18 protein-coding genes and 1 pseudogene are annotated in these 23609 nt (G+C 41.9%); 8 read left to right on the top strand and 11 right to left on the bottom strand.

All coding sequences use genetic code 11. From position 1 onward, the window contains the following. Positions 1-122 precede the first annotated feature (122 nt). From V7L31_RS01840 to V7L31_RS01810, 7 genes are all read right to left on the bottom strand, one after another. Positions 123-395: a hypothetical protein gene (locus V7L31_RS01840; RefSeq protein WP_334694678.1), complete on the bottom strand. Its 273-nt coding sequence runs from the start codon at positions 393-395 to the stop codon at positions 123-125. A gap of 274 nt (positions 396-669) precedes the next feature. Beyond that, a complete protein-coding gene (gene coaE / locus V7L31_RS01835; protein ID WP_334694677.1) occupies positions 670-1260 on the bottom strand; it encodes a dephospho-CoA kinase in 591 nt (196 codons plus the stop codon). A 73-nt stretch (positions 1261-1333) separates the two neighbouring features. Then, positions 1334-2929, bottom strand: a complete 1596-nt coding sequence (gene cobA, locus V7L31_RS01830) for a uroporphyrinogen-III C-methyltransferase (protein ID WP_442944342.1) — start codon at positions 2927-2929, stop codon at positions 1334-1336. Positions 2930-3171: 242 nt separating this feature from the next. Further along, a complete protein-coding gene (locus tag V7L31_RS01825; protein ID WP_334694676.1) occupies positions 3172-4401 on the bottom strand; it encodes a tetratricopeptide repeat protein in 1230 nt (409 codons plus the stop codon). A 229-nt stretch (positions 4402-4630) separates the two neighbouring features. Beyond that, the gene (locus tag V7L31_RS01820; protein WP_334694675.1) at positions 4631-6784 is read right to left on the bottom strand and encodes a hybrid sensor histidine kinase/response regulator; all 2154 of its coding nucleotides are present in this window, start codon (positions 6782-6784) and stop codon (positions 4631-4633) included. A 660-nt stretch (positions 6785-7444) separates the two neighbouring features. Then, on the bottom strand, positions 7445-7918 hold the full coding sequence (locus V7L31_RS01815; RefSeq protein WP_334694674.1) for a tetratricopeptide repeat protein: 474 nt from the start codon (positions 7916-7918) through the stop codon (positions 7445-7447). Between the two features lie 3 nt (positions 7919-7921). After that, complete coding sequence (locus tag V7L31_RS01810; protein WP_334694673.1) at positions 7922-8920, bottom strand: homogentisate phytyltransferase; 999 nt, start codon at positions 8918-8920, stop codon at positions 7922-7924. Between the two features lie 460 nt (positions 8921-9380). On the opposite strand from V7L31_RS01810, the gene V7L31_RS01805 reads away from it, so the two are divergent. Further along, the gene (locus V7L31_RS01805; RefSeq protein ID WP_334694672.1) at positions 9381-9524 is read left to right on the top strand and encodes a hypothetical protein; all 144 of its coding nucleotides are present in this window, start codon (positions 9381-9383) and stop codon (positions 9522-9524) included. 469 nt (positions 9525-9993) lie between these two features. Here the strand turns inward: V7L31_RS01805 and V7L31_RS01800 are convergent, their stop codons facing one another. Beyond that, positions 9994-10143, bottom strand: a complete 150-nt coding sequence (locus V7L31_RS01800; protein WP_334694671.1) for a nicotinate phosphoribosyltransferase — start codon at positions 10141-10143, stop codon at positions 9994-9996. A gap of 451 nt (positions 10144-10594) precedes the next feature. Between V7L31_RS01800 and V7L31_RS01795 the strand changes: the two genes are divergently transcribed. The 4 genes from V7L31_RS01795 (at position 10595) to V7L31_RS01780 (ending at position 15389) form a co-directional block, all read left to right on the top strand. Further along, positions 10595-12010 (top strand): nicotinate phosphoribosyltransferase, encoded by a 1416-nt coding sequence (locus V7L31_RS01795; RefSeq protein WP_334694670.1) that lies wholly within the window; start codon positions 10595-10597, stop codon positions 12008-12010. Positions 12011-12094: 84 nt separating this feature from the next. Continuing rightward, positions 12095-12694 (top strand): nicotinate-nucleotide adenylyltransferase, encoded by a 600-nt coding sequence (locus tag V7L31_RS01790; RefSeq protein ID WP_334694669.1) that lies wholly within the window; start codon positions 12095-12097, stop codon positions 12692-12694. Further along, a complete protein-coding gene (locus V7L31_RS01785; protein ID WP_012411955.1) occupies positions 12655-13401 on the top strand; it encodes an NUDIX hydrolase in 747 nt (248 codons plus the stop codon). Before V7L31_RS01790 ends, V7L31_RS01785 begins: the two co-directional genes overlap by 40 nt. Before the next feature lie 233 nt (positions 13402-13634). Then, positions 13635-15389 carry an NAD+ synthase gene (locus V7L31_RS01780; protein WP_334694679.1) on the top strand — a complete coding sequence of 585 codons (1755 nt, stop codon included), beginning with the start codon at positions 13635-13637 and terminating at the stop codon, positions 15387-15389. Positions 15390-15481: 92 nt separating this feature from the next. On the opposite strand, the gene V7L31_RS01775 is transcribed toward V7L31_RS01780, so the two are convergent. The 3 genes from V7L31_RS01775 to V7L31_RS01765 all read right to left on the bottom strand — a co-directional run bounded on the left by V7L31_RS01775 (position 15482) and on the right by V7L31_RS01765 (position 20225). Further along, positions 15482-16015 carry a DUF2085 domain-containing protein gene (locus V7L31_RS01775; RefSeq protein ID WP_334694668.1) on the bottom strand — a complete coding sequence of 178 codons (534 nt, stop codon included), beginning with the start codon at positions 16013-16015 and terminating at the stop codon, positions 15482-15484. A 34-nt stretch (positions 16016-16049) separates the two neighbouring features. Further along, positions 16050-18161: a bifunctional arginine dihydrolase/ornithine cyclodeaminase gene (argZ, locus tag V7L31_RS01770; protein WP_334694667.1), complete on the bottom strand. Its 2112-nt coding sequence runs from the start codon at positions 18159-18161 to the stop codon at positions 16050-16052. Between the two features lie 360 nt (positions 18162-18521). Further along, positions 18522-20225, bottom strand: coding sequence for a DUF1565 domain-containing protein (locus tag V7L31_RS01765; RefSeq protein WP_334694666.1), 1704 nt, complete (start codon positions 20223-20225; stop codon positions 18522-18524). Positions 20226-21200: 975 nt separating this feature from the next. On the opposite strand from V7L31_RS01765, the gene V7L31_RS01760 reads away from it, so the two are divergent. The 3 genes and pseudogenes from V7L31_RS01760 to V7L31_RS01750 all read left to right on the top strand — a co-directional run. Beyond that, entirely contained in the window at positions 21201-21569 is a 369-nt protein-coding gene (locus V7L31_RS01760) for a hypothetical protein (protein ID WP_334694665.1), read from the top strand. Between the two features lie 489 nt (positions 21570-22058). After that, positions 22059-22340 (top strand): hypothetical protein, encoded by a 282-nt coding sequence (locus V7L31_RS01755; protein WP_334694664.1) that lies wholly within the window; start codon positions 22059-22061, stop codon positions 22338-22340. 173 nt (positions 22341-22513) lie between these two features. Further along, a pseudogene (locus V7L31_RS01750) lies at positions 22514-23518 on the top strand (cysteine peptidase family C39 domain-containing protein); the annotation flags it as partial. Positions 23519-23609 lie beyond the last annotated feature (91 nt).

Below are 23609 nucleotides of genomic sequence, written 5' to 3'. Positions count from 1 at the left end.
TGTTTTTTTGAGATAAATGTAATTTTTTACTCATTTTCTATCAAGCAAATTCCGTAATAACCGATTGTGACAGTTAAGGGTGCGGAATGTGGGTTGTAGCGTTCTGCATCCGCAATAAATAATTATTCTTGCCTACTTACTTGCTTGAGTAAAGCTATCCACATATCAGATGGATCGGAATAGTAATCAATTTCTTCAACTTGATATTGATAAGATTCACAACCTTCTCGTAAAATAATGCGATCGCAGGGTTTGATGCCTGTCCCTACTCCAGTCATGTAGCCGATCATTCCTTCATTGAGGCGCTCAAATACGTAGTCGCTCCCCCAAATTTGCTGACTGTAATCATGTATTTTATTCTTCTGTTTTAATTTTGTTGCTGAAGAGATAACCAAAGATAATTTATTTAAAAAACTAAAACTTAAGTTCATACCTATTTTAATTGAAGAGAAGGCACTTAATAAAAATTAAAAAGTAGAACTGATAATTTATAAAGCTAACTTCCTTAAAGTTACGGTAATTTTAACCATAAATTCAACTGTAAAACCACCTAATTATTGGATAAAGTTTTGTGAGATATGAGTGTTAATTACTTAACAATATTATAAAGTTTTTGGATCTTGAAAATGCCGTTTATGTAGATTTTTTAATACAAATAGTATTTAGTATCTACTTGTGGGTTTTTAGGGCTACATCTACCTGCTTCAGTAATACTTCTAGGGTGGAGGAGTTATCTAAAACGACATCTGCATGAGCCACTTTTTCTTCGATAGATAATTGGCTGTTAATCCTAGCTTGTGCCTGCTCTCTATTTAAATGGTTTCGCTGTATCAATCTTTGTAGTTGTTGCTCTTGAGAACAACGCACTACCCAGATTTCTGTAACTAAATCAGTCATCCCAGCTTCAAATAATAGAGGCACTACTAACACCAATATTTGTGAGGAAGACTGGGTAATTGCGTTGAGGAAGCGATCGCGCACGTCAGGGTGAATCAAATTGTCTATCCAGTTGCGTTCATCTTGACGATTAAAGATAATTTCGCCTAGCTTTTGGCGGTTGAGGCTGCCATCGGGTAGTAAAATTTGTTCGCCGTAACGCCCGGCGATCGCACCCAGAATCGGCGAACCTAAAGATACTGCCTCTCTAGCATAAATATCTGCATCCAAAATCGGCAGATTATAAACGCTAGCTAAATAATTGGTGACAGTGGTTTTGCCTGTGGCAATACCTCCAGTTAAGCCGATTAGACGTTTTGTCATTTGTCATTTGTCATTTGTCAAGAGTTATTCTCCTCTGCTCCCCCTGCTCTCCCTGCCTCCCCTGCTCCCTTATCTAAGAATTTGTCGCCCATCTGATCAGTGCTTGGGTTAAACCATCTAAAGTATATTCTTCAGCTTCTACATCCACACGTCCGAATAAAGTATGGCAAGTTTTGGAGGTTTGGGGGCCGATAGAGGCAATACAAACGCCGTCTAAGAGTTGGCTAGGATCAGTGTTGTGGGAAAATATATTGTTAGTAAGTTGACAGAAAAATTGCACAGTTTTAGAACTGGCAAAGGTAATTACGTCTACCTTGCGGTTTTGCAGAGCTAACTCTGCTGTACGTGGAATACTACTAGGACAACAAGATTGATATGCAGCAACTTCTATTACCTTTGCTCCCTTGATAGTTAATTCCTTAACTAAAACTTCCCTTCCACCGCTTTCAACCCTGGGAAATAAAACCGTTTTACCATCCAGTTGCTCTGGGAAATTTTCTACTAAAGAATCGGCAACAAAATTGGGGGGAATAAAATCTGCTTGCAGAGAGCGTTGTTTGAGACTTTGGGCTGTTTTCTCACCAACAACGGCAATTTTGACACCTGCTAAGGCACGGGTATCTTTACCTTGGGCATTTAGCCTTTCAAAAAAGTAGTCTATGCCATTGGTAGAAGTGAGAATTAACCAGTCGAAGTCAGATAAATGAGCGATCGCACGATCTAAAGCTTCCCAACTGGAAGGCGGGCCGATTTCTAAGGTAGGCATTTCGATGACTGTTGCACCTAATGCGATGAGGCGATCGCTAAATTGGCTCGACTGACTAACTGAACGTGTCACTAAGATTATTTTACCAGTAAGGGGAGGTCGGGAGAAGTTGCTTGACATAGCAGGGAGGCTAAAAGTTTTGGCTGTAGTCGAATCCTGATAATCTATTTTCTCAGGTTGTAAGTACTTGCGTAGCCCAACAACTTCACCAATCACAATTACCGCCGGAGAAAGGGATAATCCGGTGGTTTGTTCCAAAATATTGTCTAGTTGCGCTGTCCAAATTTGTTGATTAGGAGTTCCCGCCCAACGGATGATGGCAATGGGTGTCAAGTGCGATCGCCCGTGTCGCATCAGTTGATCTACAATCTCTGCTAGATGCTGCCCTCCCATCAAAATTACCAGTGTCTCTAACCGTGAGAGTGCCTCCCAGTCTAAAACCTCTGGTTCGTGCGCTGTCAATACTGCAAAAGCGCGGCTTAACACCGGATCTGTCAGGGGAATTCCTGCTAACAAAGGTGCTGCAAGGGCTGAGGAAATTCCTGGTATCAGTTCAAAATCACAATCGGATGCTTTTAACGCTTCAATTTCAGAAGTGCAACGCCCAAAAATCAACGGATCGCCTGATTTCAGCCGTATAACTTGTTTACCTTGCAGACAGTGCGTTACAAGTAACTTGTTAATTTCTAATTGGCTTGTACTGGGTTTACCACCGCGTTTACCAACATCCAACTTGAGGCAATCATCTGGTACGCACTGCAATAATTGAGCATCTACCAAAGCATCGTAAACCAACACCTGAGCAGCAGCTAAAAGATTGTAAGCTTTTACTGTCAGGTATGCCACATCTCCAGGCCCAGCACCTACGAGGTAGACTTTCCCCCTTTCTTGATTCACAATCATTTGTCATTTATAAGAAGAATTCAGAACTCAGGAGTCAGAATTCAGGATTGAATTCTGTACGACTGGGTAATGAATATTGGTTAAAAGCGAGTGGAATAGTGACCGAAACTAGTATTAAATATTCTCATCTTAAAACTCTATCCCTTTATGGGTGGAGTATTCTGAATTCTGACTCCTATTTTATCAATAGTTCTTCTTCCCCAATCCCCAATCCCCAGTCCCCAATCCCCAGTCCCCTTTCTTCAATTCGTTCGCGTATTAATTTTTTTAATGAGCTGATCGACTTGCTCAACCATCTCTTTATTTTCTTCTGCTTGGAATAACTCTCTGGCTTTTTTGAAATTTAAAATTGCTTCTTCTAGCTGTTTTTCTCTGCCCAAAGTGATGGCTAAATTATAGTAAGCATAAGCATAGTTGGGTACGAGGCTAATAGCTTTTTTGTAATGTGCGATCGCTTCTCGTGGCTTACCTTGATCGTCCATCGCATTTCCCAAACCCGTGTAAGCTTGTGCATGTTTCGGATCGAGGCGAATCGCTTGAGTATATTCGGCGATGGCTTCGGGTAACTGCTCTTGAGCGTATAAAGCACTTGCTAAATTATAATGAGCGTCTGCATACTTGGGATTAAAACTTATAGCTTTTTTGTATTGTGCGATCGCTTCTTTTAGTTTGCCTTGAGCATACAGAGCATTTCCCAAGGCGTTATAACCTGCTGGATTTTTCGGATCGAAGCTAATGGCTGCTGTATATTCTGCGACTGCTTCTGTTGGTTTTCCTTGAGCGTAGAGAGCATTTCCTAAGTAATAGTGAGCGTCTGCATACTTAGGATCAAAGCTTATGGCTTTTTTGTATTGTGCGATCGCTTCTTCTAGTTTGCCTTGATCGTATAAAACAGTTCCCAAACGTGCGTAAGTTGGGGCATAATCTGGTTTGAGGCTAATCGCTTGGGTATATTCGGTAATTGCTTCTGTGAGCTTGTCTTGAGCGTAGAGAGCATTTCCCAAGTTATAATGAGCTTCAGCATACTTGGGTTCGATGCTAATGGCTTTTTTGTATTGTGCGATCGCTGCTTCTAATTGATCCACTCTCGCTAAAGTCAAACCCAAATTAAAGTATGCTCCAGAATCTTGAGGATCGAGGCTAATGGCTTTTTTGTATTGTGCGATCGCTTCTTGTGGTTTACCTTGATCGTCGAGAGTATTTCCCAAGCCAATATAAGCTTGTGCAAAGTTGGGTTGCAGTTCAATTGCCTTCCGAAAAGCCGCCTCTGCTCCTTTGAAATCTCCTTGTTTATAGAGATTATTTCCTTCTTCTAATTTAGCAACTGCGTTTTTGTTCTGAGGAAGTGCTGCTCGATCTGAGTCTGGAATTTTTGCTAAAACAACGCCAACATCTTTACCAAAGGCAGTATTTCCATTGCTCAAACACAAGCAGATAATAGCTGCTACCAGTAGATTCTTGTTTTTCAGCATTTTTCTTACCTTACCTGCTTGCTTTACATTTAATATCAAGTTCGGCTAATGGCCATCACAAAATACCCTAGCCCCTCTTTGCTTGCTCCGAAAGGAGCAAAAGCGTAGCTTTGGCGGGGTTATAGCACAAATTATAAGTGATTAGGCTAACTTGATACAAGTGTACTCTCATATAATTGTTTATTTGTACACAATAGATGGAGCTTTCTTAGGAGTAAAAAATCGTTTTTTAGGAAGTTGCTGATACTTTTGCTCCCATAAGTTGAATAATAGCTGCAATTAATTCTTCTGGATTAAGAGGCTTAGGTACATGCATCTGAAACCCAGCGTTTAGCGCTTTCTGCTGGTCATCATTTCTTGCAAAGGCAGTCAAGGCAATTGCTGGAATTTGTCCACCTTTTTCTGGGGTTAAAGTTCTCACTTGAGTTATTAACATATAGCCATCTATATCTGGCATACTAATATCGCTGACTAACACATCTAGCTTGATCTCTGCTAAGGTTTGTAATGCTTCATCAGCCGAAGATACTGCAATGACAAAAGCCCCATCTTGCTCTAATACAAAAGCAACAAAATCTCGTGAATCAGTATCATCATCGACAACTAAAACCCGGATACCACTTAGGGGTAAGGAGTTAGGAGCTAATAATGCCAGGCCATTTTGTTCATCAGTTAGCTTTGGTATTGCATCCGGCAGAAGCGGCAAGCTAACAGTAAATATTGCCCCTTTACCCTCACCATGACTATCTGCTTGGACTATACCGCCATGCATTTCGATAATATTACGCACAATTGCCAATCCTAATCCCAATCCCCCAAAATTTCTTGTAGAGGTGCTATCTGCTTGGCGGAAGTAATCAAACACATAAGGCAAAAAGTCAGCCTTAATTCCCTTACCTGTATCACTAACAATTATTTGAGCATAGCCATCAGCTTCCTCTAATCGCACTTCTACTTTTCCTCCCCTAGGTGTAAATTTGATCGCATTAGAAAGGAGATTCCAGACGACTTGTTGCAAACGAGTCGAGTCGCCCATAATTTGTCCCACATCTGATTCAAATTTTGTATTCACCTCAATCAACTTTGTTTCTGCTGCTAAACGCATTGTCTCTAGTGCCGACAATATTGTAGATTCTAGGTTAATCTTCGTAATATTCAGTGTCAGTTTGCCCTGTAAAATTCTGGAAATATCCAGTAAATCCTCAATTAGTTGCACCTGTAAGTTGGCATTTCGCTCAATTGTGGCTAGTGCTTCCGATGTCTTTGTTTGGTCTAACCTGCGGCTTTGCAATAACTTTGACCAGCCGAGAATTGCGTTTAGTGGAGTGCGTAATTCATGAGAAAGAACGGCTAAAAATTCATCTTTAATTCGATTGGCTGTTTCTGCTTTCGCTCGTGCGATTTGTTCTAATTCCAGCAGGTGTGCCCGTTCTTCAAGTATTTGTTTTTGTTCGTGGATATCTGTACATGTTCCAAACCACTTGACTACAAAACCTTGCTCATCTTTGAGTGGTAAACCTCGCGCTAATTGCCAACGATAGGAACCATCCGAAGCCCGTTTAAAGCGATATTCATTGTTATATATAGTGCTATTTTTGACAGCATCAGACCATACCTTGTCAGCCCTTTGGACATCATCTGGATGCAGTGCCGCTAACCAACCAGAACCTAAGGACTGCTCAAATGTTAGTCCTGTGTAATCGCACCAATTTTGATTAAAAAAATCACATTCACCGTTAGGTTTAGTTGTCCATACAAGTTGAGGAATTGCCTCAGCTAAGTAACGGTAGCGTTCTTCGCTTTGTCGAAGAACTTCTAAGATGCGTTGGCGTTCAAGGATTTCTTGTTGTAATTGCTCGTTAGTTTTAGTAATTTCATTTGTGCGAACAGCAACCATTTCTTCTAGATGATTCTGGTATTTTCGCAGTTCCTTCTCTACCCGTAAGCGTTCGGCTATTTGGGTTTGAAGTTCTTGATTTGCTTGTTCTAGTTGAGCAGGGCTAGGAAATGCCAATGCTTGCGGAACTAGATACACAAGATTTATTGCTGTAATAAAAGATATTGTGGCTGTTACTGCTTTGACAAATCCCGAAACCCAATAGATGGGATGCCAAAGTGTCCAAATATCTATTAAATGAGTAGTGCCACAAGCTACAATAAATGCAATAAATAGCAGAAAAATCCAATGAAAGGGCAAATCCTCTCGCTTACGGACAAAGTAAAATAGTGTCGCGGGAATCGAGTAATAAGCTAGTGCAATGAGCGAATCAGATAATATGTGCAACCAAACTAAATTTGTTTGCCATAGATAGCAGTGTCCATGTGGAATAAATGATTCTGATGTAAAAAGATTAGTCCACAATTCTGATATTATGTCTGGCATAAATGCTTGATTTTTGGGAATCTATAAAATTTAATAATATCCTGTCTTGAAGATAGGAATGAGAGAATAGGTAGACTTACAGCAGTTTTCATATATTTGAACTACATCTGTCGTAAGGGCACAGCAATGCTCATTAGTGTCAACTTAACGTGAAACCGCTTGTCCGCCGGGAATTGAAATTCCCGTCTCATAGCTAAAGTCATCTGAAGATGACTAAATATCGCGAAAATTCTCCAGTCTACTTCAGTGGACTTAAGCTATTAGCCCGAAAATTTATTTCCGGGCGGGCATGGAAGCCAACAGATAAGCTATTTCCAGCTGAAGTTGACGCCAATGAGCATTGCTGTGCCTCTACCGCGTACTCTATTTACCTGAAAATACCTGCAATGTGAATGCGGTTTGTTAAAAAAATGACTTTAAATCAAGAGTTAAACTTTAACTTACTTATATTGCAGGCTTGGGTATTTGAGACGCGATAAATCGCCGTTGCTACAAGTGTTTTGTTGCTCATTCTGAACTGTATTGACTTAACATTGGAACATAATTACGGTAGACACTCGGAAATTTCCAAATAAAAACCATTCTCATCATAATGATGAGAATGGCAAAAAAATTAGGAGACAGAACAGGAAAATTTAATCTTCGCAATTCTCATTCAACTTAAGATTCACTTGACTTAATACTCATTTTATCTAACAATTTGGTGATTTTTTGAGCTTTTTCAGGTTGTCGCTGTTTTTGTAATAAATCTTTAGCTTGTATCAGGTTAGTTTTCGCTTCTTCTTCTCGCTTTTGCTGCATGAGAATGTTTGCCAGACGCAAGTAAGCATCAGGATTTTTCGGGCTGCGGCGAATTACTTCTTGGAATAATTCGGTTGCTTCTTCTACTTGTCCTTGCTGGTTTAAAACATCTCCCAAAAACAAGCGCACGACATCATTTGTAGAGTTGATAGAAATCACTTTGCGAAAGGCTGCTTCTGCACCTTGGTAATCTTTTGCTTGAGCAAGATTGATACCTTTTTGAAACAAGTCTGAGGTTATCAAAGTTTTCCAAGCGAAATAACCAAGGATTGACAGACTGAAAACAACTACAACAGCAGCGATAATCGAACTAGTGGGAAAGGTTTCTAGCATTGTCTAAGCCAAAAGACAGGCGATAGGAAAAATTAGATATTCCATAAAAAAGAGTTTCCAGATAAATTGGTAGAATTGAGCGATCGCACTTTTATCTTGTAAGTCTACCGTCAAACTCCGCAACCACAGCCAAGCCAACAGCCCCAAATGAGTAACTATCAAGAATATGGCGTTAACTGAGGCAACGCGTAGCACCCCAACCAGAATAATTCCCAAATAGCAGGCAGTTATTACCCAAAGAGACAGATTAAACACAGCTTGCGAGCCGAGTTTGATGGTGAAAGTAGTAATATTGTAGAGGCGATCGCCTTCCATATCGGGGATATCTTTAAAAATAGCGATCGCAAAGGTAAACACCAAAATAAATAACGTCAGCACCCATACCACAGGCGGAATCGTTTGGCTTTGGTGCAACGCCCAACTGTAATGCAGATATAACCCTAAGTTCACAATCGTACCGCGCACCGAAAAAATACACAGCGCCGCCCAAACGGGAAACTGTTTCAAGCGAATTGGCGGTAAAGAATAAGCAGTACCAATGGCCAAACTAATCGCCACCATCCCCAACAAGAAGGGGCCAGTTAGCCACGCCACAACCAGCGCCAAAATCCCAGTAGAAGCAACAATTAATTGCCCTGTTTGCTGAGAAAACTCACCAGATGCTAGGGGTAAATGAGGTTTATTAATCTTATCAATTTCCACATCTTCTAATTGATTCAGCCCCACAATGTAGATATTGCCACACAGACAAGCAATCCATGCGCCCAACAAAGGTAGTAGAGAATACCTTGTAGAGACGCGATGAATCGCGTCTGTATTTATCGCGTCTATATTTATCGCACCTGTACTAATGGCAACGGCAATTAAATATAAACCCAAAACACTTAGGCTTGTACCAATAATTGTGTGCGGGCGAGAGAATTTCCAGAAAGCGTATAACCACTGGAAATATGATTGAACGGGTTTGCCTGATAAAGGGCTGTTTTGAGAACTCTGGCTCATGAGTAGCTTAAATACTGTATTCTGGCTAGTTGTTAATCATTGTTACAGAATTTGGTCATTAACAAGAGCCAAAGACATACATAGTATCTATATTCTGGGTTCTTCAGTACCTTTGATGCTCAAGTTCCAGTTAAAAATTTCAGAAGCCTCGCTATATAAGGGAATTATGCTTATTTTCTGAGATTATTTTTTAATATTGCCTCTGTTCCCTTGTGGTTTCCCGACTCGTAGCACGTGGCATTTGAGGAACTTAGGAATAAGAATTAAAAGTCATTATAGCGGTTCCCATTCAAATGCGGTATATTATTATGCCGCGAGGTGTAGGGGCACGGCACTGCCCATAGGTGTCAACTTCAGCTAGAAATAGCTTATCTGTTGGCTTCCATGCCCGCCCGGAAATAAATTTTCGGACTAATAGCTTAAGTCTACTGAAGTAGACTGGAGATTTAGTCATCTTCAGATGACTTTAGCTATGAGACGGGAATTGAAATTCCCGGCGGACAAGCGGTTTCGCGTTAAGTTGACACCAATAGGCACTGCCCATAGGTGTCAACTTCAGCTAGAAATAGCTTATCTGTTGGCTTCCATGCCCGCCCGGAAATAAATTTTCGGGCTAATAGCTTAAGTCTACTGAAGTAGACTGGAGATTTAGTCATCTTCAGATGACTTTAGCTATGAGACGGGAATTGAAATTCCCGTCGGACAAGCGGTTTCGCGTTAAGTTGACACCAATAGGCACTGCCGTGCCCTTACAGGTGTACTAGGTTGGGAAATGCTATAGGCACCAATGACTAATGACTAATAAAGAACTAATAGACATCTCCAGAAATTAAAGATGCGTTACCCAGAACCCTTGTAGAGACGTAGCACTGCTACGTCTCTACATTCTTTTTCGGAGATGTCTAATGACTAAATCGTTGGGCGGCTATCCCAGACACCCCTCTTGTTGGAATGGGATTCCTACCAATTTTTGTTGATTGCCTCTCCACCAAGAGAATCAGATCCCCAACTTCTTCAAGAAGTCGGGGATCTTTTTGTTCATAACTATTTTTTAAATGCTCTATCAGCACCTACTAATTTTCATCTTTACGCTTATCGTAAGGCTCACCTGTAAAAGGTTGTATCCCAATAACAGGATAAGCATCATCTGTAGGGCCAAAAATCCGCATTGCAGCTTCAGAAATATACTGGGTTATGTTAGCAATGATTTTGGAAATAGCCATAATATTTGACTCCTCTTTTCGAGTCGCTTTAATGGTGATGCCTATACTGTAATGCTAATATTTAAAGCTGGCTCCAATTCTCAATATATTGAGAACTTATGCAATGTTTATTTAGATAACTTCGCAATACTTTAGCTTCTTAAAAAGCCAAACTTTTATCTTCGATTCTAATTGTAACATAGTTGTTTCTTCAACCCTAGTCGAGGAAAGAGGCCGGCAAACAAACTTTCTCTGACAGAATCTTGTTTTTTTCATTAGCCGCCCGTTCCGATTAACATTATTGCTAGCTATTACTATTAAAAAATATTAAGTATTTGATAAAGTTAGTATTAATTTGACTATGAATCTGCCTTTTGACAGCGATCTCAGAAAATATACTTGCTGGGAGTTGACATTATTTATGGTAAATATTACCATAAATGAAAGAAGCATCTTGTAAGGAAGCTCTTGCATGACAACTTTGCCAGATTTGAATTATGTACATAAACAGCAAAGCCAGCAGAACCAGGAATTAAACCTTTCTGCGGATGACTACAGCTTGCTGACCGACCTTTACCAGTTAACGATGGCAGCTTGTTACACAGGTGAAGGTATAGAACAACGACGGGCAAGCTTTGAATTGTCTGTCAGACGATTGCCAGAGGGTTTTGGTTATTTAATTGCAATGGGGCTGACGCAGGCATTGGAATATTTAGCCAAAATCCGCTTTAGTTCGGCGCAAATTGCGGCATTACAGGCAACAGGAATTTTTGCTCATGCAGGCGATCGCTTTTGGTCACTTTTAGCTGAGGGAAAGTTTACAGGTGACGTTTGGGCAGTACCAGAAGGGACAGTTGTCTTTGCCAATCAACCACTGTTGCGGGTGGAAGCACCCCTGTGGCAAGCCCAACTAGTAGAAACTTACCTTTTAAATACGATTAATTACCAGACTTTAATTGCCACAAAAGCAGCCCGGTTGCGGGATATTGCGGGGGAATCAGCCACACTTTTAGAATTTGGCACAAGACGAGCATTTAGTCCCCAAGGGTCTTTGTGGGCGGCGCGGGCGGCTTTGGCAGGTGGTTTAGATTCCACTTCCAATGTGTTAGCAGCGCTACAACTGGGAGAACAACCAAGTGGTACGATGGCACACGCCCTGGTGATGGCGTTGTCAGCAATAGAAGGCACTGAAGAACAAGCCTTTAGTGCATTTCATCGATATTTTCCGGGTGCGCCATTGCTGATTGATACTTACGATACCATTGCTGCTGCCGAGCGCTTGGCCGAAAAAGTAAATTCCGGGGAAATGCAATTAACAGGAGTGCGATTGGACTCAGGAGATTTAGTTACCTTATCAAAACAGGTGCGATCGCTCCTTCCCGGTGTGCCAATTTTTGCTAGTGGCGACTTGGATGAGTGGGAAATTGCCAGATTAAAAGCTGCTGGGGCGCAAATTGATGGTTACGGACTGGGAACGCGACTAGTTACAGGTTCGCCTGTAAATGGAGTCTATAAACTTGTAGACATTGATGGCATCCCAGTGATGAAGCAGTCTAGTGGTAAAGTTACTTATCCAGGACGCAAGCAGATTTTTCGCTCGTTTACGGGAGGTAAGGTAAAAGTAGACAGGTTGGGGCTTTTAGGTGAAAGTTCTGTGGAAGAAGAACCTTTGTTGCAGTTGGTAGTGCAAGAAGGTGAACGGGTGCAGCCGTTGGAGTCGTTGGCAACAATTCGTCAGCGTACCGCCGCCTCAGTTGCCAGTTTGCCACAACAAACACGGCGTTTGAATGATCCTGTCTCGGTGCAAGTGGAGATTTCTGCCGCACTGCAACAGTTGACAGAGGAAACTAAGAAACGAACCGCAGAGGCACTGAGTACACAGAGGTAATAATTACTCTTTCGGTATGTCTTAATTACGAACTACGTTAGCGAGTCATCGAGCGTCACTACGAATTACGAATTACGAATTATTATGAGAGTTGCTTTGTTTGGTACTAGTGCCGATCCACCAACTGCGGGACATCAAAAAATTCTGAGTTGGTTGTCTGAGCGTTATGATTGGGTAGCGGTTTGGGCCGCGGATAATCCATTTAAGTCCCATCAAACACCCTTGGAACATCGGGCGGCAATGTTACGATTGTTGATTGCGGATATAGACGCACCACGGCACAATATTGCTTTAGAACAAGAATTGAGTAGCTTTAGAACACTGGAGACAGTTGAAAAAGCGAAGGTTATTTGGGGCGAAGACGCGGAATTGACGTTGATCATTGGTTCAGATTTACTGAGTCAGCTACCACGTTGGTATCGAATTGAAGATTTGTTACAGGAAGTGCAACTACTGATTGTACCGCGACCCGGATATGCAATAGATGAATCTAGTTCAGAGGTAGTGCAAAAGCTGGGAGGGAAGATGGCGATCGCTAGTCTGACCGGTCTAGATGTTTCCTCAACAGCGTACCGCGAACATGGAGATTCTCAAGCCCTCATAGCCCCTGTAGTTGCCTATATTAATCGAGAGCATTTGTACGAATGCCAGGACGTTCACAAAAAAAGATACCAACTCCGTTAAACCAACAACCTTTGGCCGATTTCAAGGTTGGTGTTGATAATGTAATTTTTTCTGTAGATACTGTACAAAATCGGCTGTTAGTTCTCTTAGTAATGCGACAGCAAGAACCATTTTTAAATCATTGGAGTCTTCCTGGTACTTTGGTACGCCCAGGAGAGTCTTTAGAAGATGCCGCCTATCGCATTATGGCAGAGAAAATTAAGGTCAACAATCTCTATTTAGAACAACTGTATACATTTGGCGGGCCGAATCGCGATCCACGGGAAGCAACTGATAGTTATGGTGTGCGTTATCTATCAGTTAGTTACTTTGCCCTAGTGCGATTTGAAGAAGCCGAATTGATTGCCGATCGCATGACTGGTATAGCTTGGTATCCAGTAAAACAAGTGCCGCAACTAGCTTTTGACCATAATGAAATTCTGGCTTATGGACATAGGCGGTTGCGAAATAAATTAGAGTATAGCCCAGTGGCTTTTGAAGTCTTGCCAGAAATGTTCACCTTGAATGATTTATATCAGTTATACGCCACAGTTTTAGGTGACAATTTTTCCGATTATTCTAATTTTCGGGCGCGTCTACTCAAGTTAGGTTTTTTATGCGATACCGGAATTAAGGTATCGCGGGGTGCTGGCCGTCCGGCTAGCTTGTATAAGTTTGACGCGGAAGCTTTTGCACCCTTAAAAGATAAACCTTTGGTGTTTATTTAGCTAATCACTTTTCAGAGTCCAAAATCCTGCAATACCCTTCGGTTAAGATCCCCCCGCCTGCGGCGACCCCCTTTTTAAGGGGGTAAAAGAGGGCTATAAGCGCCCCAATTTATCGGGGGGTTGGGGGGATCTTCAAAATATTAAAACGTTAACCGAACCGTATTGCAAAGTCCTGAGTAACTTATTTTGACTCTTGACCAATGACAAATGACCAATGACAAATGACAAATAATATGAAAATAGCGATCGCTCAAATTAATCCTACTATCGGTGATTTGCTTTTAAATGCCCAAAAAATTCTGGAGGCGGCACAACGAGCAGCAGTTAGCGGTGCGCGTTTGTTGTTGACACCAGAACTTTCTTTGTGTGGCTATCCACCAAGAGATTTATTACTAAATCCAAGTTTTGTGGAAGCGATGGGCATTACTTTACAAAACTTGGCTCAGGATTTACCACCAAATTTAGCTGTGTTGGTAGGAACTGTTGAACAGAACCTCGAAGCGTCTATTACTGGCGGTAAAAGTTTATTTAACAGCATGGCTTTGTTAGAAAATGGTCAGATAAAGCAAGTTTTTCATAAGCGACTTTTGCCTACTTACGATGTATTTGACGAACGTCGCTATTTTGAACCAGGCTTGCAAGCTAATTATTTCACTTTAGATAATATCGATATTGGCGTAACTATTTGCGAAGATTTATGGAATGATGAGGAATTTTGGGGCAAACGGAGTTATGCAGCAAATCCGATTGCTGACTTAGCAACTTTGGGTGTAGATTTGATTGTAAATTTGTCTGCTTCACCCTACACGGCTGGCAAGCAGCAGTTTCGTGAAACCATGCTCAAGCATAGTGCAGTACGTTTTCAACAACCGTTTATTTATGCTAATCAGGTCGGGGGAAATGACGATTTAATTTTTGATGGACGTAGTTTTGCCTTAAATCGTCAAGGTGAAATTATCTGTCGCGCCCGTGGTTTTGAAACCGATTTATTAGTCGTGGAATTTGACGAGGTACAACGTGATTTGCAATTGGGTTCTGTAGAACCGATATATGAATCGGAAGATGAAGAAATTTGGCAAGCGTTGGTTTTGGGAGTGCGAGATTACGCTCGTAAGTGTCGCTTTTCTAAAGTAGTGTTGGGTTTAAGTGGCGGGATTGACTCTGCAATAGTAGCTGCGATCGCTACAGCTGCACTTGGTAAAGAAAATGTCTTGGGTGTTCTCATGCCTTCCCCTTACAGTTCCGACCATTCCATCAGTGATGCTGTGGCATTAGCCGAAAGTTTGGGGATTAAGACTAATCTTTTACCAATTGGCGAGTTAATGCAAGGTTTCGATCAAACATTAGGTGAATTGTTTGCGGGTACTGAGTTTGGACTGGCTGAAGAGAATATCCAATCTCGGATTCGCGGTAATTTGTTAATGGCGATCGCTAATAAGTTTGGCTATCTGCTTTTATCTACCGGTAACAAGTCAGAAATGGCAGTTGGTTACTGTACCCTCTACGGCGATATGAATGGCGGGTTAGCGGTAATTGCAGATGTTCCGAAAACCCGTGTGTATTCACTTTGCCAATGGTTAAATCGCCATAATGAAATCATCCCGCAAAACGTCTTAACTAAACCACCAAGCGCCGAACTCAAACCGGGTCAAGTGGATCAAGACTCTCTACCGGCCTACGAAATTTTGGACGATATTTTGCAACGCCTGATTCACAATCACCAATCAGCAGCGCAAATTGTCGCAGTCGGTCACGATCCGGTGATTGTAGATAGAGTAATCCAAATGGTAGCGCGGGCTGAATTTAAACGGCGACAAGCACCCCCCGGCTTAAAAATCACCGATCGCGCCTTTGGAACTGGTTGGCGAATGCCAATTGCTAGTAACTGGGTTGGTGTAAAAAACACTTACCAGGCTAAAACCATAGCTACACCTACCTTAGTCTATCGGGATGGACAAGATGCCCATCCGCAAATCAATATTGGTTAAGGGAACTTCAAGAAATAAATTATCCAATATTGTGGGGTGGGTATCCTGTCCGCCTTATGGACTGGGCGGGCAGGATGCCCACCCCACAAGAGTTAATTGGATATTTTTTTATTTGGAAGTCCCTTAGCACCCTGCCAATCATGCAAGATTGGCATAGTAAACAATCCCCACGCCAAACCTGTAATTAACCCAAAAGGCGTAACTAGATAATTATTAAAACTCCACAAACCAAAAACTTGCGCTGCCAATTCCAAAGGATAAGCCATCATCAGCACACTGGCTAGCGCCACACCACTCCAGCCATATTGACTCAACCAGTAAAATCCTTTACCACCAGTTACGCCATACAGCAGACGAGTGATTAGCAAACCTGTGACAGTGCCGTAGCAGCGCATACACACAGCCATAATAAACGGTGGTGCTAAATCTAACCCCATATTTGGTTGCGGACAAACATGATTACCCATGAAATAAATGATGTCCGCAATTCCAGGAAGCAAAGACACTCCAGACGCAGCCAGAAAGGGAGCGATAGGCGGGCCAAAAACCATTCCTATCAACAAGAAATCAGCTATAAAACTGACCCAATTAATCTGCAACTCTTCACTGAAAGCTACTCTTGTCATTTCCCTTTGTCTGCGTCTTAGCGTCTACGTTTTCTTAACCTACCTTATTCACATAAGGACTTGTCAACTTATCCAACTGCTGAATCAACAGACTGAGGAATAAACCCACATCTGTCACCACACCCACCGATTCTACAGAACCGCGATCGCTTAATTTAGTCACCACAGCTGGATTAATATCCACACACACCATCTTCACACCCGCCGGAGTCATATTCCCCACGCCAATGGAGTGCAGCATTGATGACAACATTAAAATCATCTCTGCACCTTCTAGGTGTTTGGCATATTCCTCCTGTGCTTGAATCAAATCCATTACGGTATCAGGTAAAGGCCCGTCATCTCGAATCGAACCTGCAAGCACAAAAGGTATATTATTGTGGACGCACTCATACATCACGCCACTTTTAATTGCTCCCGCCTCCACAGCTTTGGGGATGCTGCCATAACGGCGGATACTATTAATTACCTTCAGGTGATGGCGGTGTCCACCACGAACGGCGACACCCCGCTTCATGTCCACACCCAAAGAAGTGCCCATGATATTTTGTTCGATGTCGTGAACTGCGATCGCATTCCCACCCAGCAACGCTTGCACATATCCTTCCCGAACCAGTTGCGCCAAGTGTTCGCCGCCACCAGTGTGAATCACCACAGGCCCAGTCGTGACAACTACTTTACCACCAGCATCGCGGATTTTACGTAATTCCCAAGCCACTTGCTCAACGACTAATTCCACGCGCCGCTCGCTGGAAACTCCCGCCGACATAAAGCTGAATTCCTGAGTGCTACGGAGTTCGCGCGATTCAGTTTTGCGGATGGTGCGGATACCTAAAACGTCTACAATTACCTGTTCGCCTACTTTTAAGTCACGTAGTATTTTACACCGAGCAACTAAACCTGTGGGAGATTGAGTAATAGCGATCGCGCCATCCATCCGCTGATTTTCTACCTTCACCCACTGACCACTAATGCGTACTTCCGTGGGATAAATGGTACTGACGTAGAAATCATCAGGTGCAACACCATCTTGGATTACCGGCTCCAGTTTGGCATCTCGCTCATCATGGGGTAAATCTACAGCACCCAAATCAATCAACATTGAGATGATTTCTTCCATCACCTCATGAGATGGTGCTGATACCTTCACCTCTGCGGCTGAGGTACTTTGCCGTTGTTCTCCCAAGTTAAAATTTAAGACTTGGAAACTTCCACCAGCGTCTATAATCAAATCCAAAGCGCGGTTAATTAAGCCAGCATCTAGCAAATGTCCTTCCATCCGAATGACGCGGCTTTCTACCGAGACATTGGCATGAATTTCATCTCTAACTGGTTCTGTCACCCGCAGAGTTAAGCACTTAGCCGCACCACCAGCTTTGAGAAATTCCGTCAGAGGTGTTTCCAGCACTTGGAAACCTACATCTGCAAGGCGGGTTTTCAAAGCATCACTCGCCTTGTTCATGATGACGATGTTATCCACATTCACTGTATTACAAGCGAAGTTGACTGCATCGGCTTCAGCAATGGCGATTCGCTTTTCTGGTGCGACTCGCATTTCAATTAAGCGGTTAGAGTAAGAATCAAAAGCACCGGGATAGTACAGCAAATAGCCATTGGTTAGGGGACAAAAGCAAGTATCCAGGTGATAAAAACGTTCGTCTATTAATCGTAGGGATAGCACCTCAATATCTAGCCATTTAGCCAGATAAGGGTGAGAATCTAATTCCGAGCGGAAACCGTATCCCGCCCATAACCAGCGTCCTTCCCGATCTAGTAGTGCGTCTCCTGCTCCCTCAAAGGGTAAATCTTTGGGAAGTTCATTGACTGTATAACCATTTGCCTCAAACCATTGCTTGAAGAAAGGCTCCTCGCCCTGACGTTCTTTGTGCAAAAAGCGGCTGAGAACGACATTATCACCTAGAACTAAGCCAGCGTTGGCAGTAAAAACCAAATCAGGCCAGCCTTTTTCAGGTGGTACTAAATCTACAATGGCGTGTTGTTTGAGGATTTGATGTAGTCCCTGCCACTGTTCCACGGCGCGATCGCGCGATGACTTGTGAATATTCCCTTCCATCCAAGGATTAATCACATAGTCCACATCGTAGTGGTCAGGAGGGCACATTAAAAAGCGAATCCGGGAAGTCATAAAAATCTTACAAGCGTCTTATATGCTACAAGCTTACTTTGAATACAGATTTTTGTTTTTCTACAGGTAAAATCTGTTACTAGAGCTTCTATTTTTGAGAGTTGAAGACTTTACCAAGCCTTCGTTATCAATTCTATTACTGCAAGATGGTAATAATACTAATTCAAAATTCAAAATTCAAAATTAATCAAACCTGCTTTAATCTGGGTTTCCAGGAAAATGGGCAAGTAAAAACACCATTAAAAGCAGCAAATATTGTTAGCGATCGCGTCCCTTCTTCTTCCTTATCCTTTATATAACAAGGGATTGGGAAGGGGACAAGGGTAAAACTTGTCCTCTTCCCAATCCCCAATACCGAGTTCAAGCAGTTACTATATAAGACGAGTTGATCGCTGCTACACGCCCAGCATCCACTAAAGCTTGATACACGATCGCCGCTACTTCACCACGCGTAGCATCGCGGGTAGGATTAAGTTGTTTCAGGTTTGGATAATTGACGATAATTTCCTTGTCTATAGCTTTTACTACCTCATCCTTGGCATATTCAGGAATTTTGGCTTGGTCATCGAAAACTTTGATAGTTGCCGTACCATCGCTAGATAGCCCCAATCCATTCACCAGGGAGACAATCACTTGCACGCGCTGGATGTTTTTGTTGGGGCCAAAGGTATTATCGGGAAAACCAGAGAGAAATAAACCTTGATATGCCTGCTGAATTACTTTGGATGCCCAGAAGTCTGCTGGTACATCTTTGAATTTGCTTGCTGCACGATTTGGCGATGGGTTGAAAGCTTTTACCAATAATGCTGCGTATTGTGCCCGTGTCATGGTTGCATCGGGCTTAAATGTGCGATCGGGAAAACCATTAATTATCCCCAATTTGACTAACTCCCGAATAAATCCACCTGCCCAATGATTCGCAATATCAGTTAATTCGATTGTAGGCGTTGGGGTTGGGGTTGTTGGGGTTGGAGTTGTCGGTGTTGAATTTGTTGGCGTTGTTGGAGTTGGAGTTGTCGGTGTTGAATTTGTTGGCGTTGTTGGAGTTGGAGTTGTCGGTGTTGAATTTGTTGGCGTTGTTGGAGTTGGAGTTGTCGGTGTTGAATTTGTTGGCGTTGTTGGGGTTGAATTTGTCGGTGTTGGCGTTTGAGTTGTTGGCGTTGGCGTTTGAGTTGTTGGCGTTGGCGTTGGAACCAGACTATCTGCAAACTCTATATTTCCGGTGACTTTAGACGCATCTATTTTATTTCCTAGAGAAACCAGCTTGTTAGAACTGGCATTTTGTAAATCAAATTTACCGTTATTGCGTAGAGTATTACCCCCTGGATTATTATTACTACCGATATCTGGGAGAGCAGTTCCAATTACTGTGATACCATCATCAGTGTTATTCTCACTGACATTATTACGTAATACGGGACGAGCGCTACCAGAGATGACAATCCCAGAACGGTTTTCATAAATTCTGTTATCTCGAAGGATAGGTGATGCAGTATCACTAATGGCAATGCCAAAACCTGTTTTCGAGTAGGTGTTATTTTCAATTTGACCTTTAGAATTTTTAGCGATCGCAATTCCATTAGCTGCATTATCACTGAACACATTACCTAGAACAACTGGATTAGCATCGCCTGTAGCAAATACTCCCTCCCGCTTATTATTGATGAAGGTGCTATTAGCAACAGTCGGGGCAGTTGATTCAATCCAGACACCACTACCACGGCTAGCCAAATTTGTTACAGTCACTCCCCGCAGTTCGGCTTTGTCCAGCAACACAAATGTGACATTCTGACCAGCAAAAGTACGGCTTAGGTAATTACCACTTCCTTCAATCAGAATACCATTGCCTTTGTTGGTTTCATTCCCTACCACTGTCACACCAGATGGAACCGTTAGCGGAAACACTTCACCGCTAGCAGCATTGTAATTACCATCTGCCAGCTGAATCTTAGTATCAACAGTAGCTACCTTGAGGGCTTGGGTAATGGTTTTGAAGGGAGCTTGTTGACTACCAGCGTTAGTATCGCTTCCTGATGCTGGATTTACGTAAAAAGTTTGAGCCATATTTATACTTTCATAAAATACATAGCTATCCTAGCGCTAACCGTGGAAGTGGGTAGCGTCTAATGCGTTAAGTAACTTAAAGTACTTCTCACTGCAAAGTTAAAAACTTATGCAAAAGCATTTGTGTAAGTTTTTATTCTCGCGAAAGCTATTAAAGAAGGATAATCTGCAATACCTCTTTTAGGGAAAGAGAATCTAAGAGGATGTTTTCAACCCACGGAGGTGGGTTTCGTCTGTGTAGCTGCGTTCGCCCTTGGCGTGCCGGAGGCATCATTATATTCGCCAGGGCTGGTATTAAATTAGACTTTTCAAACAGCCTCTAAGTAGGTCGGTGAGAAAATTTATAACTATGTCATTGCGTTGGCGTAAGTCTTCCCGCACGGTATGCAACGAAGTGGAGTGTTTGCGTTCGCAATGACTGTAATTAATTCTGTATGCTTACTTATTTTTTTATTTGGAAGTCCATAAACGAATTTACTATCAAACCTTCCTTGCATACATCTATTACATTGATATACACCTACTAATACTTACATTTTCTCTATCCACATAAGTTGTCTTTTGTCAAAAAAAATTAGATGCGTTTCTCTTGGGTAGGTGAGATGTTTATAGAGGGGTTTTTCAGATTCCGTGAAAAGCAAAAGAAAAAATAAAATTTGTAGAATTCGGATTGACAGATATTCTTTTCATCATATATTAAGGACATGGGACTTTATCTCATCCTCTCGAAATAAATCCTGACGCTAAAAAGTTAACTTCTATTGTTCTGAATAGAGATAACTTTTGTTTTGCCTTTATGTCTTCTCTGCAAGAACGACTATCGCTTGGGAACTGTTAGTCTTCTATGACATTAAGGGTAAACCCCGTATAGGTGAGATTTACATATTATCTATCAACAACACCTAACCTATCGGCGGTTATCGGTGATAAATATCGAGCGTATTTCCTAAACACCAACTTTTAGGACAAAATCACATGGCTATGACAGTGGAAACAGCCCAGTTGAACAACCAAAGCATCTTACAAAATTTTGGTTTGGTTGAAGAAATTGACGAACAAGCTGCGGAAATAATTTCTGGTGGTTACGAAGTCTTTACGCTTAAAAACAACACAGGATATTACATTAAGCACAGATTAGATGGTAAGTTATTCCGAATGGAACCAAACCAAGAATCGGTATATACTACCTACAATGGAGGAATCATTCAATTTGATGCTGATATGCGGGGTGGGTACGAAAGATGGAAATCATATAATTTGCGTGATGGCAAAATATATGAATTTAAAGACAATGGCAAAACTCCTGGCAATCCCTATGACATCAATATCTATCGGGTAGGCTAATCTGAATTTTCACAACTAATGTGAAAAAATCAATGCATGATCTAAACCCCTAATATAGCAAGGGAGATTTCCAAATATCTCCTCTTCTCTCCCCTACAATAAGGGGTAGAGAAGATGCTTCTATAGGGGCTTTTCAGATTCGGTGAAAAGCAAAAGAAAAAATAAAACTTGTATAATTCGTATTTATAAATCTTGTTTTTCTCGTATACTAAAAATAGGGGAGTTAATCATATCCTCTTGAAATAAATCCTAGCACTAAAAAGTTAACTCCTTTTACTCTGAATAGAGATAACTTTTGTTTTTTGCCTTGATGTCTACTCTGCAAGAATGACTAGTGTGTGGGAACTGCTAGTCTTCTATGACATTAAGGGTAAACGCCGTGTAGGTGAGATTTACATATTATCTATCAGCAACACCTAACCTGTCGGCGGTTATCGGTGATAAATATTGAGCGTATTTCCTAAACACCAACTTTTAGGAGAAAATAAAATGGTCATCACAGTCGAAAAATCCCTGTTAAATAACCAAAGCATCTTACAAGATTTTGCTTTGGTTGAAGAACTTGACGCCCAATCTGCGGAAATAATTTCTGGCGGTAGACATTGCGGTCGTCCCACATGGCCTTCCAGGTGGCCTTCCGGTTGCAATCGTCCTCATCCTTCTTCAGATGATTGCAATCGTCCCCGTCCCTCTTCAGATGATTGCAATCGTCCCCGTCCCTCTTCAGACGATTACTATCGGGATCGTGGGGATAGCTATTCGATCTGCTAATCTGACTTTTGACATTATGTGGAAAAATCAACGCATGACCTAATCCCATAATATGCTGTGGAAAAAGCCCTTTTATCCACCTCAATGAATAATCTTTCTGCGTAAATCCTAATTCAATACAGTCAAGTCATTTGACTTGACTGTAATTTTCTCTCCAAAGATTACCCTTAGAAATGAAATACAAAATTGTCCTTCAACACAGTGAAGAAGATTGTGGTGCCGCCACTTTAGCCACAATTTCTCAACACTACGGACGCACATTTACCCTCAACCGAGTGCGAGAAGCTGTTGGTACTGGGGCGAGAGGAACTACGCTATTGGGATTAAGGCGGGGTGCAGAAGTCCTGGGATTCCATAGCCGACAAGTTAAAGCCACTCCTCAACTCATCAACCAATTAGATCAAGCTCCTTTACCTGCGATCATTCACTGGAAAGGCTACCACTGGGTAGTATTATACGGACAAAAAGGCAAAAAATATGTAATTGGCGATCCTGGCGTTGGTATTCGTTACCTGACTCACCAGGAGTTAATAACAGGTTGGAATAATGGCGTGATGCTGCTACTCCTTCCCGATGAAAGCCGCTTTTATCAACAGGAATCAGATAAAATTGCCGGTTTTGGACGTTACCTGCAACGGGTTTATCCCTATCGGTTTATTTTAGCCCAAGCTATTTCCCTCAACATTGCGATCGGTCTGCTTTCCCTTGCATCTCCCTTCATGATGCAACTACTCACCGATGATGTCCTAGTGCGCGGAGATACTCAATTATTAACCACCGTTGCTATTGGCGTAATCACCCTGAATTTAATTAAAAGTGCCGTTGCTTTAGTACAATCGCACCTCATCGGCTATTTTGGTCAAAGATTGCAATTAGGACTAATTCTAGAATACGGGCGCAAACTCTTACATTTACCCCTATCTTATTTTGAAGGGCGACGCAGTGGGGAGGTAGTCAGCCGCATTGCAGACGTTCACGCTATCAATAACTTAGTTTCCCAAATTGTTCTCGGATTACCCAGTCAATTTTTTATTGCTGTAGTCTCCTTGGGCTTTATGCTCTTTTACACTTGGGAGTTAACTCTAGTTTCTATAGTTGCATTTCTCATAATTACGGCTGTTAACTTACTTTTCTTGCCAGCACTGCGACAGAAAACTCGCAATATGATTGTTTCTGGATGCTGTTGGCGAAATATTTCTTCACATTTGAAAACCCCACAAATGCTAAAGCGAACAGAGGAATAAGGAAAATGGGATGATGTTAATCAAC

Origin of the sequence: Nostoc sp. (genome assembly GCF_036916655.1) — a bacterium.
Lineage (GTDB): Bacteria > Cyanobacteriota > Cyanobacteriia > Cyanobacteriales > Nostocaceae > Nostoc.
This window is presented reverse-complemented; position numbering and strand designations above follow the sequence as displayed.